The 16,692-nt window shown below is 63.6% G+C and carries 14 protein-coding genes; 6 read left to right on the forward strand and 8 right to left on the reverse strand.

The window, feature by feature from the left end:
* Window position 1: 1 nt before the first annotated feature.
* The 6 genes from G1E_RS04885 to G1E_RS04910 all read right to left on the reverse strand — a co-directional run bounded on the left by G1E_RS04885 (window position 2) and on the right by G1E_RS04910 (window position 7,057).
* Window positions 2-3,634: an ATP-binding protein gene (locus G1E_RS04885; RefSeq protein ID WP_033690614.1), complete on the reverse strand. Its 3,633-nt coding sequence runs from the start codon at window positions 3,632-3,634 to the stop codon at window positions 2-4.
* Window positions 3,635-3,642: 8 nt separating this feature from the next.
* Window positions 3,643-4,260: a response regulator transcription factor gene (locus tag G1E_RS04890; protein WP_009684005.1), complete on the reverse strand. Its 618-nt coding sequence runs from the start codon at window positions 4,258-4,260 to the stop codon at window positions 3,643-3,645.
* A gap of 284 nt (window positions 4,261-4,544) precedes the next feature.
* Window positions 4,545-5,876: a deoxyguanosinetriphosphate triphosphohydrolase gene (locus G1E_RS04895; protein WP_009684004.1), complete on the reverse strand. Its 1,332-nt coding sequence runs from the start codon at window positions 5,874-5,876 to the stop codon at window positions 4,545-4,547.
* A 156-nt stretch (window positions 5,877-6,032) separates the two neighbouring features.
* Window positions 6,033-6,362: a hypothetical protein gene (locus G1E_RS04900; RefSeq protein WP_009684003.1), complete on the reverse strand. Its 330-nt coding sequence runs from the start codon at window positions 6,360-6,362 to the stop codon at window positions 6,033-6,035.
* Window positions 6,359-6,733, reverse strand: a complete 375-nt coding sequence (locus G1E_RS04905; RefSeq protein WP_009684002.1) for a phage holin family protein — start codon at window positions 6,731-6,733, stop codon at window positions 6,359-6,361. The genes G1E_RS04900 and G1E_RS04905 overlap by 4 nt, the downstream gene beginning before the upstream one ends.
* A 9-nt stretch (window positions 6,734-6,742) precedes the next feature.
* Window positions 6,743-7,057: a YqjD family protein gene (locus G1E_RS04910; RefSeq protein ID WP_009684001.1), complete on the reverse strand. Its 315-nt coding sequence runs from the start codon at window positions 7,055-7,057 to the stop codon at window positions 6,743-6,745.
* Window positions 7,058-7,381: 324 nt separating this feature from the next.
* On the opposite strand from G1E_RS04910, the gene G1E_RS04915 reads away from it, so the two are divergent.
* From G1E_RS04915 to G1E_RS04935, 5 genes are all read left to right on the forward strand, one after another.
* The gene (locus tag G1E_RS04915) at window positions 7,382-8,590 is read left to right on the forward strand and encodes an ammonium transporter (RefSeq protein ID WP_009684000.1); all 1,209 of its coding nucleotides are present in this window, start codon (window positions 7,382-7,384) and stop codon (window positions 8,588-8,590) included.
* A gap of 65 nt (window positions 8,591-8,655) precedes the next feature.
* Window positions 8,656-8,895: a glutaredoxin family protein gene (locus tag G1E_RS04920; RefSeq protein ID WP_009683999.1), complete on the forward strand. Its 240-nt coding sequence runs from the start codon at window positions 8,656-8,658 to the stop codon at window positions 8,893-8,895.
* A 108-nt stretch (window positions 8,896-9,003) separates the two neighbouring features.
* Window positions 9,004-9,435 (forward strand): D-Ala-D-Ala carboxypeptidase family metallohydrolase, encoded by a 432-nt coding sequence (locus G1E_RS04925; RefSeq protein WP_009683998.1) that lies wholly within the window; start codon window positions 9,004-9,006, stop codon window positions 9,433-9,435.
* 65 nt (window positions 9,436-9,500) lie between these two features.
* A complete protein-coding gene (locus G1E_RS04930) occupies window positions 9,501-9,809 on the forward strand; it encodes a hypothetical protein (protein ID WP_009683997.1) in 309 nt (102 codons plus the stop codon).
* A 51-nt stretch (window positions 9,810-9,860) separates the two neighbouring features.
* A complete protein-coding gene (locus tag G1E_RS04935; protein WP_009683996.1) occupies window positions 9,861-10,745 on the forward strand; it encodes a pseudouridine synthase in 885 nt (294 codons plus the stop codon).
* Window positions 10,746-10,812: 67 nt separating this feature from the next.
* Here G1E_RS04935 and G1E_RS04940 read toward each other — a convergent pair whose 3' ends face one another.
* Together G1E_RS04940 and acnA are read right to left on the reverse strand one after the other, a co-directional pair.
* Window positions 10,813-12,378 (reverse strand): PAS domain-containing methyl-accepting chemotaxis protein, encoded by a 1,566-nt coding sequence (locus G1E_RS04940; RefSeq protein ID WP_047149678.1) that lies wholly within the window; start codon window positions 12,376-12,378, stop codon window positions 10,813-10,815.
* A 180-nt stretch (window positions 12,379-12,558) separates the two neighbouring features.
* Window positions 12,559-15,300, reverse strand: a complete 2,742-nt coding sequence (gene acnA, locus G1E_RS04945) for an aconitate hydratase AcnA (RefSeq protein ID WP_009683993.1) — start codon at window positions 15,298-15,300, stop codon at window positions 12,559-12,561.
* A 224-nt stretch (window positions 15,301-15,524) separates the two neighbouring features.
* Between acnA and rlmM the strand changes: the two genes are divergently transcribed.
* A complete protein-coding gene (gene rlmM, locus G1E_RS04950; protein ID WP_009683992.1) occupies window positions 15,525-16,589 on the forward strand; it encodes a 23S rRNA (cytidine(2498)-2'-O)-methyltransferase RlmM in 1,065 nt (354 codons plus the stop codon).
* Window positions 16,590-16,692: the final 103 nt, after the last annotated feature.

Raw genomic sequence — 16,692 nt, forward strand, 5'->3', positions numbered from 1 at the left:
GTTAACACGCGTGGCTGCCTGCCTGAGTGTCGGCGGGTGGCGCCAACTCCCTGGCCAGGGCGCGCTCCACCCGGCGCATGTGGCGTGCCAGTGCCTGGCGCTTCAAGCGTAGCTGGGCAGGGGTGAGGGTGCCGGCTTCCAGCGCTTCGCATGCCGCCATCAGGGCGGGTGCCTTGAGCATGCGTGCGGCGCTCAGCACCTTGTGGGCCTGGTCGGCGATGGCTGTGCTGTCGTGCTGCGGGTCCAGCGCCATCAAGCTGAGCAGGTCGGCCTGCAGGCTCTGCAGTAGCGCTTGCAGAAAACGCTGGCGGTCGTCGGGTGCTGGCCCGGTCACGGCCGCCAGGCCGTCCAGTTCGTACAACCTGCCCGGGGGGCATTGCTGGCGGCGCGGGTGAATGCCGGCCAGGCACTGGCTGAGCGTACTCAGGCTGATGGGCTTGAGCAGGCAGTCGTCCATGCCGGCGCTCAGGCACTTGCGACGGACCTCTGGCTGGGCGTTGGCGGTATAACCCAGGATGGTGCAGCGCGGCCGCTGGCCATGGCGTTCTTCGGTGCGCACGGCGGTTGCCAGCTGATAGCCGTTCATGTGCGGCATGTTGCAGTCCAGCACCAGCACGTCGAAATCACCGGCGCGCCAGGCGGCCAGGCCTTCCCGGCCATCCCGGGCGCTGGCATGCTGCAGGCCCAGATAACCGAGCTGCTGCGCCATCAGTTCCAGGTTGGCCGGGTGATCGTCGATCACCAGCACGCGCAGACCGGGGTCGGGAACGTCCAGGCATTCCGGCAACTGGGCGGGTTGCGCTGCAGCATCGACCCGTTGCAACGGCATCTTCAGGCGCACCTGGGTGCCGACATCCTCCAGGCTCTTGATGGTCAGGCTGCCCCCCATCATGTCGCACAGGTTGCGGCAGATGGCCAGACCGAGCCCGGTGCCCGCGCGGGCACCCTGGCTGTGCGGGTTGGCCTGGATGAACGGGTTGAACAGGCGTTCCAGGTCGTCGGGATGGATGCCGATACCACTGTCGCGCACCTCCAGGTCCAGCATTGCAGGCCTGCCAGGGGCTTCGTCCAGCAGGCTGACGCAGATGCGTACCTGGCCATGCTCGGTGAACTTGATGGCGTTGCTCACCAGGTTGGACAGCACTTGCTTGAAACGCAGGGGGTCGAGCAACGCGTGGCAACGTGCGGCCGGTTCGATGATCACTTCCAGCGCCAGGCCTTTTTGCCGTGCCTGGCCATCGAACATGCGCCCCACCGACTCGACCAACGCTGCCAGGTCGACCACCTCGGGGGCCAGAGAGAGATGCCCGGATTCGATGCGCACGATATCGAGAATGTCACCGATCAGGCCCAGCAGGTCTTTGGCCGAATGGTGCGCCAAGGCCAGCGCGCTGCGGTCCACCCACCCTTGATCGGCGCGTTTGACCGCCAGTTCGAGCATGCCGATGACGGCATTCATGGGGGTGCGGATTTCGTGGCTGATAGTGGCCAGGAAGGTGCTTTTGGCGCGGTTGGCATTGTCGGCCTGCTGCTTGGCCTGGCGCAGTTCCGTGACCAGCTGGCGGCGGTCGCTGATGTCGATCCAGCCGCCGATGATGCCCTGCACTTCACCCAGCGAATCACGGTAGGGCAGGATCCAGTGGTAGATGGTCATCTCCCGGCCCTTGATCCGCAACGGGCGGTCCATGATCAGGGGGGAGCCGGCAGCCATCACTTTGTGGTAATCCGCCTGGATCTGCCGGGTCTGTTCGGCGTCGGCGAACAGGCTGGCGCTCAGCTGTTTGCCGATAACCTGCTCGGAGCGGGCCTGCACCGCCTCCAGGTAGCTGTAGTTGCAGCTTTGCAGGCGGCCATCGCGGTCGCGCACGTACATGGGGTGAGGGGTGCCGTTGAGCAGTGCGCGCATGAATGCCAGTTGGTCGTTCAGCGCCCTTTCGGCGCGCTGGCGCTGACGGATCTGCAAGCGCAGGCGGGCGTTCCAGAGCAACGCCAGCAGAAGCAGCACCGCCGTGGCCAGTACCACCTGCAGCGCCAGCCGGCGGTAGCTCTGGCTCTTGCTGTCTTCGTGCGGGCCAAAGCTGCGCCAGCGGTTGTTGATGACCCCCAGTTCCTCGGGCGAAATGCTCTGCAGGGCCTTGTCGAGAATCGAGGCCAAAGCCGGTGAAGACGCGTTGGTGGCCATGGCGTAGTTGGCGGGCTCGCCGCCGACCGAGGTGCGGATGACCAGGTCGGGGTTGCTGGCCAGGGCGTGGTTGGCATCGATCAGGGTGGTGATCACCGCATCGACGGCGCCGCTGTTGAGCAACGCCATGGAATAGAACGCGCTGGCGCTCTCGACCCAGCCAATGTGCGGATAATGCTGCGGCAACGTGGCATGCATGGCGCTGTGGCGGGTAAAGGCGATGCGGTGGCCCTGCAACTGCTCCAGGGACCCTGGGGCCGGTTTGTCCTTGCGGCTAACCAGAACATAGGCGCTTTCCAGGTACGGCCGGCTGATCTGCAGGTCCTTGTCGACCAACCCGGCGATGGCCAGGGCGGCGATCACGTCAGCGCGGCCATCCTTCAAGCGGGCGATCATGTCGGCAATGCCACTGGCCCGCTGTACCTCGAAGCGCAAGCCGGTGCGCAGGCGAATGAGCTCCAGCAGGTCAGCAGTGATGCCGCGAAAATGCCCCGAGCCATCGAAGTAGGACAAGGGCGCAGCGGTGTCGTCAATGGCCACACGCATCACGGGGTGCTGTTGCAGCCATTGTTGCTCTGTTGCGCTCAATTGCAGGTTGCGGTCGGTCAACAGCAGGTCGCTGCCGGCGCTCCAGCGTTTGAAGATACTGGCACGCATGGCGGGGGGCTGGCTATCGAGGATGGTATCGACCAGTTCCCTCAGTACGGTGTCCTGCTGGCGCAGGGCAAAGCCGAAGCCGATGGCTTCGTGCTTGCCGAAGTTGGCCATGCGCAGGCGTGGCAGGTGGCCGCGGTTGAGCTGGTAGTGGGTGGAAATGGTGTCGCCGATGAACACGTCGGCCTGGCCGAACGCTACGGCATTCAACGCCTGGCTGGAGGACTCGAACGTCAGCAGCTCGGCATCGGGGTAGGCGTTGAGCAGTTCTGCCTCGGGCAGGTAGTGATAGAGCATGCCCAGGCGCATGCCGGCCAGGCCCGTGTCCAGTGCCCGCGTTTCGTCTTCGCGTGTGACCAGCACCGGCTGGTCAACGGCATAGGGGTGCGACAAGGCCAGGCCGTCGCTGGCCGCTTCGTAGCCATTGGCGCTGCCCAGCAGGTCGATGTCGCCTTGCCGGAGTGCTTCCAAAGCGGCCTGCCGGCTGGGAAAACGCAGCACCCGGACCGGCAACTCCAGGGCCGTGCCGATCAGGTTTGCATATTCGGCGGTAAGCCCCTGGTAGTCACGGCCGCCACTGGTGATGTCGAACGGCGGGTAGTCAGGGGCCGATGTTCCCAGCACCAGTTCCTGGCGCCCTGCAAGCCATTGCCGTTGCTCGGCGTTGAGTTCCGGTGGCGCTGGCATAGCCGACGAACGCGGGAGGAGCGTGTACGATGCAGTTTCGTGGTGGGTGGCCACTGCCGCGCTGCTGAACAGCAGCAGCGCGAGCAGCAAGCGGGCGAAAGGGCGGGCCATGACCATGCTCAGACCAGTGCGTTGCGCTTGGCCATCTCGATCAGGTCGACCAACGTACTGACCTGCAGCTTTTGCATGAGGCGCTTCTTGTAGGTACTGACGGTCTTGCTGCTGAGGAACATGCCCTTGGCAATTTCCTTGTTGCTGCGCCCTTGGGCGAAGAGTTGCAGTACCATCAGTTCGCGATCATTTACCTGGCGGAAAAGTTGCAGGTCGCTCGTGGTTACCTGGTCATGCTTTATTGCCTGGCTGGGGAAGTAGTTGTAACCGGCCAGCACGGCCTTGATTGCACTCAGCAGTTCACCGAGGTCCTCCTGCTTGCACACATAACCGGCAGCACCCGAGTGCATGCAGCGAACGGCAAACAACGCCGGGGCCTGGGCAGTCAGCACCAGCACTTTCATGGGCAGCGCCATGGCCTGGAAGCGCGCAAGCACCTCCAGCCCGTCTAGCTTGGGGATGCTGATGTCGAGGATGACCAGGTCGGGGTGGCTCTCGCGGATCATCTGCATCGCGTCCACGCCATTGTCCGATTCACCGACAATCTTGTAATTCTGGTTTTCCAGCAGCATGCGGACGGCAAGGCGGATGACCGGATGATCGTCAACAATAAATATGGAATGCATGTTCAACTTGCCTGCGGTCAATTGTGGGTGACAGGCGGCACCTTATCGCAGTTGGAAGTCAACGGGCATGCAAGGAAGGGCTGTTTGCCCCATATGGGAAATGGCTTACAAGATAAAGCAAAACGGGCTACGAGATAATCGTGCGCGACCCAATGTCAAAGTGCATTTGGTAACTTTTCGTTGGCAAATTAAACGTGTTGTTTAATTTGCCCTTGGTATATGTAGGAAGTTTCCTGTAACCCAGGTGCAGCACCGGCACGCTGGCCGGTCTGCACCGCCATGGCTCAGCCCGGGCCCGAGCGCCCGGTCATTTCCCTGGCCATTTCGCTGGCGTAGCTGTCGGTCATGCCGGCGATGAAATCGATCATGCGCAGGAACGCGTTGTACAGCGAGCCGTGTGGGTCTGGTGCACTGTTGCCGAGCAGGTCCATGACGCGCCGGCTCTTGAACGAGGGTGTGCGCCCGCCGTGTTGTTCGAGCGCCGCGCCGCAGAAGGTATTGAGCAGGATTTCCAGTGTGGTGTAGGCGCCGATTTCGTGCAGGGTCTTGCGCTTGTCCTGGAAGATCTTGTTGCGCGCCATGTCTTTGGCCTGCAGCACGCAGCGCTTGGCCGGGCCGTGCATGTGTTCGACCAGGTCGCCTGGAAGTTGCCCGGCCAGCAACGCTTGCTGCTGCTCGACAAAAGCTTGGGCGGCAGCGTTGGTCAAGTGCTCGATGGCCTTGCCACGCAGGATGGCCAGCTTGCGCCGGCGAGAATCGCCAGGGCCGAGTTGGCGATAGGTTTCCGGCAGATCGTCGCCGACCAGGTCGAGCAACAAGGCTTCGACTTCGCCGTATTGCAGCAGGTCCATCTCCAGGCCGTCTTCCAGATCGATCAGCGCGTAGCAGATGTCATCGGCCGCTTCCATCAGGTACACCAACGGGTGGCGCGCCCAGCGCTGGTGCTCCAGCTGTGGCAGGCCGAGCTTGCGGGCGATCTGTTCCAGCAGTGGCAGCTCGCTCTGATAACTGCCGAACTTGTGCTTCTTGTAGCCCAGGGCGTCGGCATGGCGGGCGCTCCAGGGGTATTTGAGGTAGGTGCCGAGGGTGGCATAGGTCAACCGGGTGCCACCGTCGAACTGGTGGTACTCCAGTTGCGTAAGCACGCGGAAGCCCTGCGCATTGCCCTCGAAATTGAGGAAGTCGGCACGCTCGTCATCACCCATGTCGTCCAGCCACCCGCGCCCGGCCGCCTGCTGGAACCAGTGACGTATGGCGTCTTCGCCAGAATGGCCGAATGGCGGGTTGCCGATGTCGTGGGCCAGGCAGGCCGACTGCACGATCATCCCCAGGTCGCTGGGCGCGCACCAGTCTGGCAAGCTTTCGCGCAGGGTTTCACCCACGCGCATGCCCAGCGAACGCCCCACGCAACTGACTTCCAGCGAATGGGTCAGGCGCGTGTGAATGTGATCGTTACTGGTGACGGGGTGCACTTGGGTCTTGCGCCCCAGGCGGCGAAAGGCGCCCGAGAAAATGATGCGGTCGTGGTCTTTGTGGAAGGGGCTGCGCCCGAGTTCTTCGGCGCTATACAGGGCTTTGCCCAGACGTTCGCGGGTGAGCAGGGTGTGCCAGTCCAAGGCGCGGTCTCCAGGGGGTCAAAGGCTATAGCTTCTGGTGTGCTGTGCCTGCGCGCAAGTGGCAGGGGCAACGCTGGCCGCTGGCATGCATTACCCGCGAATGGCCGGTGGCGGCACCGACACATTCGCAGTCGAGCCTGCGCCCATGCACCGCCTTCAGCGGCGACGGCTACCTTGCAGGTACAGGCGCACCAGCGGCAGCAGGCTGGTGCCCAGGCGCACAAGCCTGCCCAGGTTACCGCTGCGCACGCCCTTGCCGGTCATGAAGCCCAGGGCTACCACAGCGCCAATGCCCCACAGCGGCGCGTGTTTGATGCCCAAGCCGTCGTGCAGCGAGCTGCCCATGCCGCGCATGCGCTGCAAAGGTGCCAGCAGTTGCCCGGATTCGTGGCGGATCTCCTGGCGGTGCATTTCCATGCGCAGGCGCAGCAACGCCTTGCGCAGCTCGCGTGGGTTTCGTGTGTTCGGCAGTTGTGGCAGGTTCATGGCAACAAGCGCTCCCGGTCCTTGGCGAGTTCTTCGAGGGTGGCGTTGAAGGGAGATGACTCGTCGAACACCGCTGCCTTCAACCGTACACCGCAATACAGTGCAGCCAGGCTATAGAACACGCACAGGCCGATGATGCCGGCAAGGCGATAGCTGTCCCACAGCAGCACCAGTAGCAAGCCCGACAGTGCAGTGAGCAGCAGCAGGGCGAACACCAGTGCCAGGCCGGCGAACAACAGCAACCTCAGCGTGCGGCCTTTCTGCTCCTGCAGCTCGATACCGAACAGCTCGATATGGCTGTGCAGCAGCCCCAGCGCGGCTGCGCCCAGGCGCCTGCCCGATGCGCCGGCGCCGTTGGCTTCGTTCTCCATGGGAACCCCTTAACGCCGGTTGGCCAGCAGGCCGATCAACAGGCCGACGCCGGCAGCGATGCCGATGGCCTGCCATGGGTTTTCCTGTACGTACTGCTCGGCGCTGCCCAGCGCAGCCTGGCCGCGGTCGCGTACCGACTCCTGAGTCAACTGCAGGGTTTCGCGGGCCTGAGCCAGGCGCTCGTGAATCTGCCCGCGCAACTCCTCGGCCTGGTCGCCTGCCAGGTTGGCGGTGTCGGCCAGCAGCTTTTCGGTGTCGCGCACCAAAGCCTGGAAGTCAGCCATCAATATCTCTTGTGCAGTCTTTGCCGAATTGCTGGCCATGTGTCTCTCCCTGTCGATGAATGTTGGTAGTTCGAGTGATAGCAGGCGCGGAAGGTTCAAGTGACCGTACACCCGCGTGTGCTGGTATGCGCCTTGCTATGTGTTTGCCACGTTGCGGGGCACCTCAGGCTGTTCTTGCGCCGATTCGGGGCGCCCACGCGGCGAATATCGATAAACCTTAACGCAATCCTCGACAAACCCAAGAAAAAACCACGCAGGTCGCGCCCACGCAACTGAAACAGGGTGATGGCTGGCACCGATTCGGTGCAGGGATGCAGGTTCTTGAACTGTCCTGGTGCCTTTTTCAGCAGGTCTGCCTATTTCATGGATAACATGCACAGCGCGATGGACTCCCTGGTCCACGGTTCCAACACCCTGTTCCTTCTCATGGGCGCCATTCTGGTGCTGGCCATGCATGCCGGCTTCGCGTTTCTCGAAGTGGGCACCGTACGCCACAAGAACCAGGTCAATGCCTTGTCGAAGATCCTCAGCGACTTCGCCATTTCGGCGCTGGTGTATTTCTTTATAGGCTACTGGATCGCCTATGGGGTCAACTTCTTCCAGCCTGCTGCAACGCTGGCTGCCGACCATGGCTACGCGCTGGTCAAGTGCTTCTTCCTGTTGACCTTCGCTGCAGCCATTCCGGCGATCATTTCCGGGGGCATCGCCGAGCGTGCGCGTTTCGTGCCGCAACTGTGTGCCACCGCACTGATCGTGGCATTCGTCTACCCCTTCTTCGAGGGCGTGGTATGGAACGGCAACCTGGGCCTGCAAGCCTGGTTGCAGGACCGCTTTGGCGCGCCGTTCCATGACTTTGCCGGCTCGGTGGTGGTGCATGCCATGGGCGGCTGGCTGGCGCTGGCGGCGGTGCTGCTGCTCGGCCCGCGCCGCGGTCGCTATCGCGATGGTCGGCTGGTGGCTTTTGCGCCCTCGAGCATTCCCTTTCTCGCCCTGGGCTCGTGGATCCTGATCATTGGCTGGTTCGGTTTCAACGTGATGAGCGCCCAGACCTTGGAGGGGCTCAGTGGCCTGGTGGCGATCAACTCGTTGCTCGCCATGGTTGGCGGCACGTTGTCGGCGTTGCTGGCAGGGCGCAACGACCCTGGCTTCCTGCATAACGGGCCGTTGGCCGGGTTGGTGGCGGTTTGCGCCGGCTCAGACCTGATGCACCCGATCGGTGCGCTGGCTACCGGCCTGGTGGCGGGCGGGCTGTTCGTGTGGACGTTCACCGCGGCCCAGAACCGCTGGAAAATCGACGACGTGCTGGGTGTTTGGCCGTTGCATGGCCTGTGTGGCGTGTGGGGTGGGGTTGCCTGCGGCATCTTCGGCCAGACGGCACTGGGCGGCATGGGCGGCGTGAGCCTGGTCAGCCAGCTGCTGGGGAGCCTGATGGGGGTGGTGGTGGCACTCGCCGGTGGTTTTGCCGTGTATGGTGCGCTGCGCGCCGTGCATGGCCTGCGCCTGAGCCATGAACAGGAGTTCCAGGGCGCCGACCTGTCGCTGCACCGTATCGGCGCCACCAGCCAGGATTGAAGGTGCACGATGGCCGTGGTGGTCCTAGAATAGGTTTCTCTGCATGCTACATCGGGACCCGCCCCATGCTGCCTGAATGCCAACTGTTCGGCACCCTCGGCTGCCACCTGTGTGAAGTGGCCGAGTCGGTGCTGATGCCCTTCGTCGATCATGGCCTGCTGGTGGAGCTGGTCGATGTTGCCGAAAGCCAGCCTTTGTTCGAGCGATATGGGCTGGTCATTCCGGTGCTCCGGCGCTGTGACAACGGTGCCGAGTTGCACTGGCCGTTCGATGCCGAGCAGGTGGTGGCGTTCCTGGGGCAATGACACCGACAGGGGAGGTACAACCCTGCTCCATGGCAGGTGATGCGCGCTGATGATCAGGCGCCGGCGCACCAGTGCCGGTGCCCCTAGCCATCATCGGAACCGCTTGCCATGTTGATCACACCACATTTCACCCTCGCTGAACTGACCGTTTCCCAGCTCGCGGCCAGGGATGGGTTCGACAACACCCCGCCACCTGAAGCCAGGGCCAACCTGCAACTGCTGTGTTGTGCCCTGGAGCAGGTGCGCGCGCTGTTCGGCGTGCCCATCATTGTCAGCAGTGGCTACCGTAGCGAGAAAGTCAACCGCTTGATTGGCGGTGCCGCCAACAGCCAGCATGTACAAGGGCTGGCGGCTGACTTCACGGTCATCGAGGTCAGCCCGCGCGAGACCGTGCAACGGATCAGCGAAAGTACGGTGCCCTTCGATCAACTCATCCTGGAATTCGACAAGTGGGTGCACCTGTCGGTGGCGCGGGGCACCCCGCGGCGCCAGGTGTTGACCATCCGCAAGGGCGGCGGCTATCTGGCGGGGCTGCAATGAAGCGCATTGACTGCGACGCGAGGATGTTCGTATGCTGTATATAAATACAGTATCGAGGTAAAGCCATGCTCAACGTCGAGCAACTCAAGTACAGCGTCAACCGCATGCCTGTGGAGCGGGTGGCCGACGCCGTTCTGGAACTGCGCCTCGAAGGCCTGGTGACCGATGACCGCACCCCCTTCGGCAAGGTGCATTTCAATACCTGCTTTGCCGAGATCGAAGCCTTGTTCCAGCGGGCCGGCTACCACCGTGGGCTCGATGTGGTCGGGTACCAGGGAGCGCTCTACGCACTATACGACCCTGGCCGCTGGGAGCCGGTGCAGGTGCTGCGCTGGTTGAAGGAGCGCAGCGAGGCGCTGGCCCAGGCTGGTTGATGGGGCGGGGTTGGGTGATAATGCGCGGCCGTGCCTGTTCCGAGCCCTGCCATGCCCACGCCATTCGACCCCGCCCGCCAGCAAGCCAGCACCGTGTGCCTGCCACCCGGTCACTGGGCAACGGTGCTCGATTGCCTGTGTGACCATTTCAAGGCCATCGACCGTGCCCAGTGGCTCGACCGCTTTGCCAGGGGGCGGGTGCTGGACGCCCAGGGGAGGGCAGTGGCTGCCGAGCTGCCTTACAAACCGGGCATGCGCTTGCACTATTTTCGCGAAGTGCCGAACGAGCGACCGATCCCGTTGCAGGAGCACGTGCTGCACGTGGACGAGCACCTGGTGGTGGCGGACAAGCCGCATTTCCTGCCGGTGACACCGACTGGCGAGTACGTTGAGCACACCTTGCTGCGCCGCCTGATCCGCAGGCTGGATAACCCTCACCTGGTGCCGTTGCATCGCATCGATCGGCATACCGCCGGGCTTGTGCTGTTCTCTGCCAACCCGCATACGCGTAGCGCTTATCAGCGGCTATTCCCCGAGCGACGCATCGACAAGCGCTACCAGGCCATCGCGGCCGCTTTGCCGCAACATGCGTTTCCGTTGGTGCACAAAAGCCGTCTGGTGCATGGCGAGCCCTTTTTCCGCATGCATGAGGTAGAGGGCGAGGCCAATAGTGAAACCCTGGCCGAGGTGCTGGAGAAGCGCGGAGCGCTGTGGCGGTACGGGTTGTCGCCGGTCACCGGCAAGACCCACCAGTTGCGGGTGCACATGGCTGCGTTGGGCGCGGGCATCAGCAATGACCCGTTCTATCCGCAGTTGCTCGACACCGCAGACGATTACCAGCGGCCATTGAAACTGCTGGCGCAGAGCCTGCGTTTCACCGACCCGTTGAGCGGCGAAGAGCGCTATTTCGAGAGCCGCTTGAGCCTGGACTGGTAACCCTGCCTGGGCATGCGTTGCCAGCCAGGGGCTGCTGTGCAACCCCTCGCGGCGCGCAGGTCTGCGGTCAGCGGTTGAAGCGCTCCACAAGTGAGTACTGGCTCCCGGCCGTAGTGGTCAGCTCTTCGCTCAACAGCGCCGAGTGCTGTGCCTGCTCGGCGGTCTGGTCGGCCAGTTCGGCGATGGTGCTGATGTTACGGCTGATCTCATCGGCCACGGCGGTCTGCTCTTCGGTCGCGGCGGCAATCTGGGTCGCCATGTCGGTGATGTTGGCGACCGCTTCGCTGATGCCGACCAGCGCTTCGTCAGCCTGCATCACACGATCAACGCCTTCCTGCGCCTGACGGTGGCCGGTTTCCATGGTCAGTACGGCGGTGCTGGCGGTTTGCTGCAGCTTGGCGATCAGGCTGTGGATCTGCCCGGTGGACTCGGCGGTGCGTTGAGCCAGCTGGCGCACTTCGTCGGCCACTACAGCAAAGCCACGGCCCATTTCCCCAGCCCGCGCCGCCTCGATGGCGGCATTCAATGCCAGCAGGTTGGTCTGGTCGGCAATGCCCTTGATCACATCGACGACACCGCCAATTTCGTCGCTGTCCTTGGCCAGTTGCGTGACGGTCTGGCCGGTTTCGCCCACTGCTGTCGACAGGCGTTCGATGGCCTCGCGGGTTTCTCCGGCAATCTGCCGGCCCTGGCTGGTCAGGCGGTTGGCTTCCTGGGTGGCATCGGCTGTGCGTTGCACGTGGTTGGCAACTTCCTGGGTGGTCGCAGCCATCTGGTTGACGGCGGCGGCGACCTGTTCGGTTTCGACCCGCTGGCGTTCCAGCCCCGAAGAGCTCTTGTGTGCCAGGGCGTCGGACTGCCGCGCCTGGTCGCTGAGGTGCTCGGCGCTGTCCTGCAAGCGGGTCAGGCAGGTTTTCATGCGCGCATCCTGGCTGAGCATGGCCATTTCCAGGCGGGCCTGCACGCCACGGCTGTCGGTGTACATCTGCGCGATCAGCGGGTCGGAGGTGGTCTGTTCAGCCAGCCGCAGCAAGCGCTTGAGGCCGCGTTGCTGCCAGCTCAGGCCGATCAACCCAAGCGGTACGGAAAGCGCGGCGGCCAACGCGAAGCCCCAGGAATGGCCCAGCCAGTTGCCAATCAGGAAGCCCGCCTGGCTGATCAGGATGAACGGCAACCAGTCCTGCAGCACCGGCAGCCACTTGTCACGGCGCGGTACCGGCGGCTTGCCCTGGTTGATGCGCTGGTACAGCGCCTCGGCGCGGCGGATCTGCTCGGCGGTGGGTTTGACCCGCACAGACTCGAAGCCGACCACCTGGTTGTTGTCGAAAATCGGTGTGACGTAGGCGTTGACCCAGTAGTGATCGCCCGACTTGCAGCGGTTCTTGACGATACCCATCCACGGCTGGCCTTGCTTGAGGGTTTGCCACATATGGGCAAACACAGCAGGCGGCACGTCGGGGTGGCGCACCAGATTGTGCGGCGCACCGGTCAGTTCTTCGCGGGTGAACCCACTGATGTCGATGAAGGCATCATTGCAGTAGGTAATCACGCCCTTGGCGTTGGTGGTGGAGATCAACCGCTGCTGGGCAGGGAAAGTCCGTTCTCTCTGGGTAATCGGCTGGTTGTTACGCATGGGGTGATAGTCCGCAGGGCTTTGGATGGGTATCGGCAAGCCACCGGGATTATTGAGAGATTATTTAACATGCGTGACAAAAGGTGTTCGATTTTGGTGCAAGGGTGCCTGAGCAATCGAACGCCGTGTGGGCGGCGCTCGATTGGCAGGTGTCGCAGGTTTTCCAGTGCGGCTGCGCCCTCAACCCGCAATCAGCTGGCGCAGCACATAATGCAGAATCCCGCCTGCCTTGAAGTACTCCACCTCGTTGACGGTATCGATCCGGCACAGCACCTCGATCTGTTCCTGCTGGCCATCCTCGCGGGTGATGCGCACCTGTAGCGGCATGCCGGGGTGAATCGGTGCGCCGTCCAGCCCCAGCACGTCGATCTGCTCCTTGCCGGTCAGCCCCAGCGCCTTGCGGTCGTGCCCGGCCGTGAACTGCAGCGGCAGCACGCCCATGCCCACCAGGTTGGAGCGGTGGATACGCTCGAAGCTTTCCGCCAGCACTGCCTTCACGCCCAGCAGGTTGGTGCCCTTGGCCGCCCAGTCGCGGCTGGAGCCGGTGCCGTATTCCTGCCCGGCAATCACCACCAGCGGGGTTCCTTCCTGCTGGTAGCGCATGGCCGCGTCATAGATCGACAGTTTTTCACCCGAGGGCACGTGCAAGGTGTTGCCGCCTTCCTCGCCCGCCAGCATTTCGTTGCGGATTCGGATATTGGCGAACGTACCGCGCATCATCACTTCATGGTTGCCGCGCCGCGAACCATAGGAGTTGAAGTCGCGTGGCTCCACACCTTTTTCGCGCAGGTAACGCCCCGCTGGGCTGTCGGCCTTGATGTTGCCGGCAGGGGAAATATGGTCGGTGGTCACCGAGTCGCCCAACAGCGCCAGCACGCGGGCGCCGCGGATGTCGGTGATGGCCGGTGGCGGCCCGCCGATGTCGTCGAAGAAGGGAGGGTGCTGAATATAGGTGGAGTCTGCCTGCCACACGTAGGTAGCGGCCTGGGGTACCTCGATGGCCTGCCACTGGGCATCGCCGGCGAACACTTCGGCATATTGCTTGTGGAACATGGCCGTGTCGACCTTGGCCACGGCCGCCGCGATCTCCTGCTGGCTGGGCCAGATATCGCGCAGGTACACCGGTTGGCCGTCCTTGCCCGTACCCAGCGGGTCACGCGTCAGGTCCACGCGCACACTGCCAGCGAGCGCATAGGCCACGACCAGCGGCGGCGAAGCCAGCCAGTTGGTCTTGACCAGCGGGTGAACGCGCCCTTCGAAATTACGGTTGCCCGACAGCACCGAGGCCACGGTGAGGTCCGCGCTGGCAATGGCTTTCTCGATGGCTTCATCCAGCGGGCCGGAGTTGCCGATGCAGGTGGTGCAGCCATAGCCAACCAGATCGAAGCCCAGTTCGTCGAGGTAAGGCGTGAGCCCGGCGGCCTGGAAGTAGTCGGTGACCACCTTGGAGCCCGGTGCCAGCGAGCTTTTCACCCAGGGTTTGCGTTGCAGGCCTTTTTCCAGGGCTTTCTTGGCTACCAGCCCGGCAGCCATCATCACGCTGGGGTTGGAGGTATTGGTGCACGAGGTGATGGCGGCGATCACCACGGCGCCATCGCGCAGGGTGTGGGTCTGGCCTTGGTGGCTGTAGTCGATCTCGCCGGCCTGGTCGGCATTGCCAACGGCCACGCCGCCACCCCCTTCACTTTCCAGGCGGCCGACTTCCTTGGCCAGCGGCTTGGGTTGCAGTTCGATGAAGTGGTCGAAGGCCTGGCTGACCTGGCCCAGTGCGACCCGGTCCTGCGGCCGCTTGGGCCCGGCCAGGCTGGCTTCGACGTCGTGCATGTCCAGCGCCAGGGTGTCGCTGAACAGCGGCTCGTGGCCGGGCAAGCGCCACATGCCTTGGGTTTTGCAGTACTGCTCGACCAGTTGCACGGTCGCTTCTGGCCGCCCAGACAGGCGCAGGTAGTCCAGGGTGACGTCATCGACCGGGAAAAACCCGCATGTAGCGCCGTACTCCGGGGCCATGTTGGCGAGGGTGGCGCGGTCGGCAAGCGGCAGCTCGGCCAGGCCGTCGCCATAGAACTCGACGAACTTGCCGACCACGCCTTTCTTGCGCAGCATCTGGGTCACGGTCAGCACCAGGTCGGTCGCAGTGATGCCCTCGCGCAGCTTGCCGGTCAGCTTGAAGCCGATCACTTCCGGGATCAGCATCGATACGGGCTGGCCGAGCATGGCCGCCTCGGCCTCGATACCGCCGACCCCCCAGCCGAGCACGCCCAGGCCGTTGATCATGGTGGTGTGCGAGTCGGTGCCGACCAAGGTGTCGGGGAAGGCATAGGTGCGGCCATCGGCTTCACGGGTCCATACCGTGCGGCCCAGGTATTCCAGGTTGACCTGGTGGCAGATGCCGGTGCCCGGCGGTACCACGCTGAAGTTGTCGAAGGCGTTCTGGCCCCAGCGCAGGAAGGCATAGCGCTCGCCGTTGCGCTGCATTTCGATTTCCACGTTCTCGCTGAAGGCTTGCGTTGTGCCGTAGCGGTCGACCATCACCGAGTGGTCGATCACCAAGTCGACCGGTGACAGCGGGTTGATGCGTTGTGGGTCGCCGCCGGCCTTGGCCATGGCGGCGCGCATGGCGGCCAGGTCGACCACTGCCGGTACGCCGGTGAAGTCCTGCATCAGTACGCGTGCGGGGCGGTACTGGATTTCGCGGTCGGAGCGCCGCTCGCCCAGCCATTGGGCGAGGGCGCGCAAGTCGTCGCCGGTCACGGTTTTGCCGTCTTCCCAGCGCAGCAGGTTTTCCAGCAGCACCTTCAGGGACATGGGCAGGCGTTGCAGGTCACCCAGCTGGCGGGCGGCTTCGGTGAGGCTGAAATAGTGGTAGGTCTGGTCGCCGACCTTGAGCGGCTTGAGGGTGTTCAGGCTATCGAGCGAGGGCATTGCCAACTCCTTCTGCGCCGGTGCCCGGCATTGAATTGCGGTTTGCCGGTAGCACCGTTATGTATCGGCCCGCACGGCACGGACCTGGCTGAAAGGTCAGGTTAGACCGGTTTAGGCCACCTGACCCTTTTCTGGACCGGCGGGGCGTGTCGCAGGTTCCGAACTTCCTTTATCATCGCCGCCCTGCCGGCGCCTGTGACGCGCCCGCCGTAGTGGAGTGAGAGATGAATACCCTGTTCATGCATTGCCGGCCCGGTTTCGAGGGTGAGGTGTGCGCCGAGATCAGCGAACATGCCGCCCGCCTGGGTGTCGCGGGCTATGCCAAAGGCAAGCCGCAAAGTGCCAGCGCCGAGTTTGTCTGTAGCGAGGAGGGCGGTGCCGAGCGGTTGATGGGGGAGCTGCGTTTCAATCAGCTGATCTTCCCACGGCAATGGGCCCGGGGTGCGTTTGTCGAGCTGCCGGAAAGTGACCGTATCAGTGTGCTGCTGGCGCAGTTGGCTGGTTTTCCGGTGTTCGGCAGCCTGTGGCTGGAAGTGCTGGACAGCAACGAGGGCAAGGCGTTATCGACGTTCTGCCGCAAGTTCGAAGTGCCTTTGCGCAAGGCCCTGGAAAAGGCCGGGCGCCTGGTTGACGACGCCAGCCGCCCACGCTTGCTGCTGACCTTCATCAGTGGCCGGCGGGTATTTGCGGGTATCGCTGCGGCCAACAACAGCGCGTTGTGGCCCATGGGTATCCCGCGTCTCAAGTTCCCCCGCGAGGCGCCCAGCCGTTCGACCCTCAAGCTGGAAGAGGCCTGGCACCAGTTCATCCCGCGTGAGCAGTGGGAGCAGCGCTTGGGCGATGATATGACCGGCGTCGACCTGGGGGCTTCGCCGGGAGGGTGGACTTACCAGCTGGTGCGTCGTGGCATGTTGGTAACGGCTATCGATAATGGGCCGATGGCCGAGAGCCTGATGGATACCGGCTTGGTCCAGCACCTGATGGCCGATGGTTTTACCTGGCAACCCAGGCAACCGGTGGACTGGATGGTTTGCGATATCGTCGAGAAGCCGGCGCGGACGACTTCGCTGATCGAAACCTGGTTGGGTGAGGGGCTATGCCGGGAGGCGGTGGTCAACCTGAAGTTGCCGATGAAGCAGCGTTATGCCGAGGTACGGCGGCTGCTCGAGCGCATGGAGGCGACGTTCAAGGCGCGTAAGGTACGGGTTTCGATCGCGTGCAAGCAGCTGTATCACGACCGTGAGGAAGTGACATGCCATTTGCGGCGGCTTGATCTGAAACCTCGTTGAATTCGTGGTTGGTGCTTGAGGGTGGGGCCGGGCAATGGGGGGTGTGGTTAGATAATTGGAGTCTTAAGCGCTGGTTTTTGGTGGCGCGATAACTCCAGCTGCG

It is taken from the genome of Pseudomonas sp. TJI-51 (assembly GCF_000190455.2).
In the GTDB taxonomy this organism is placed as follows: domain Bacteria; phylum Pseudomonadota; class Gammaproteobacteria; order Pseudomonadales; family Pseudomonadaceae; genus Aquipseudomonas; species Aquipseudomonas juntendi.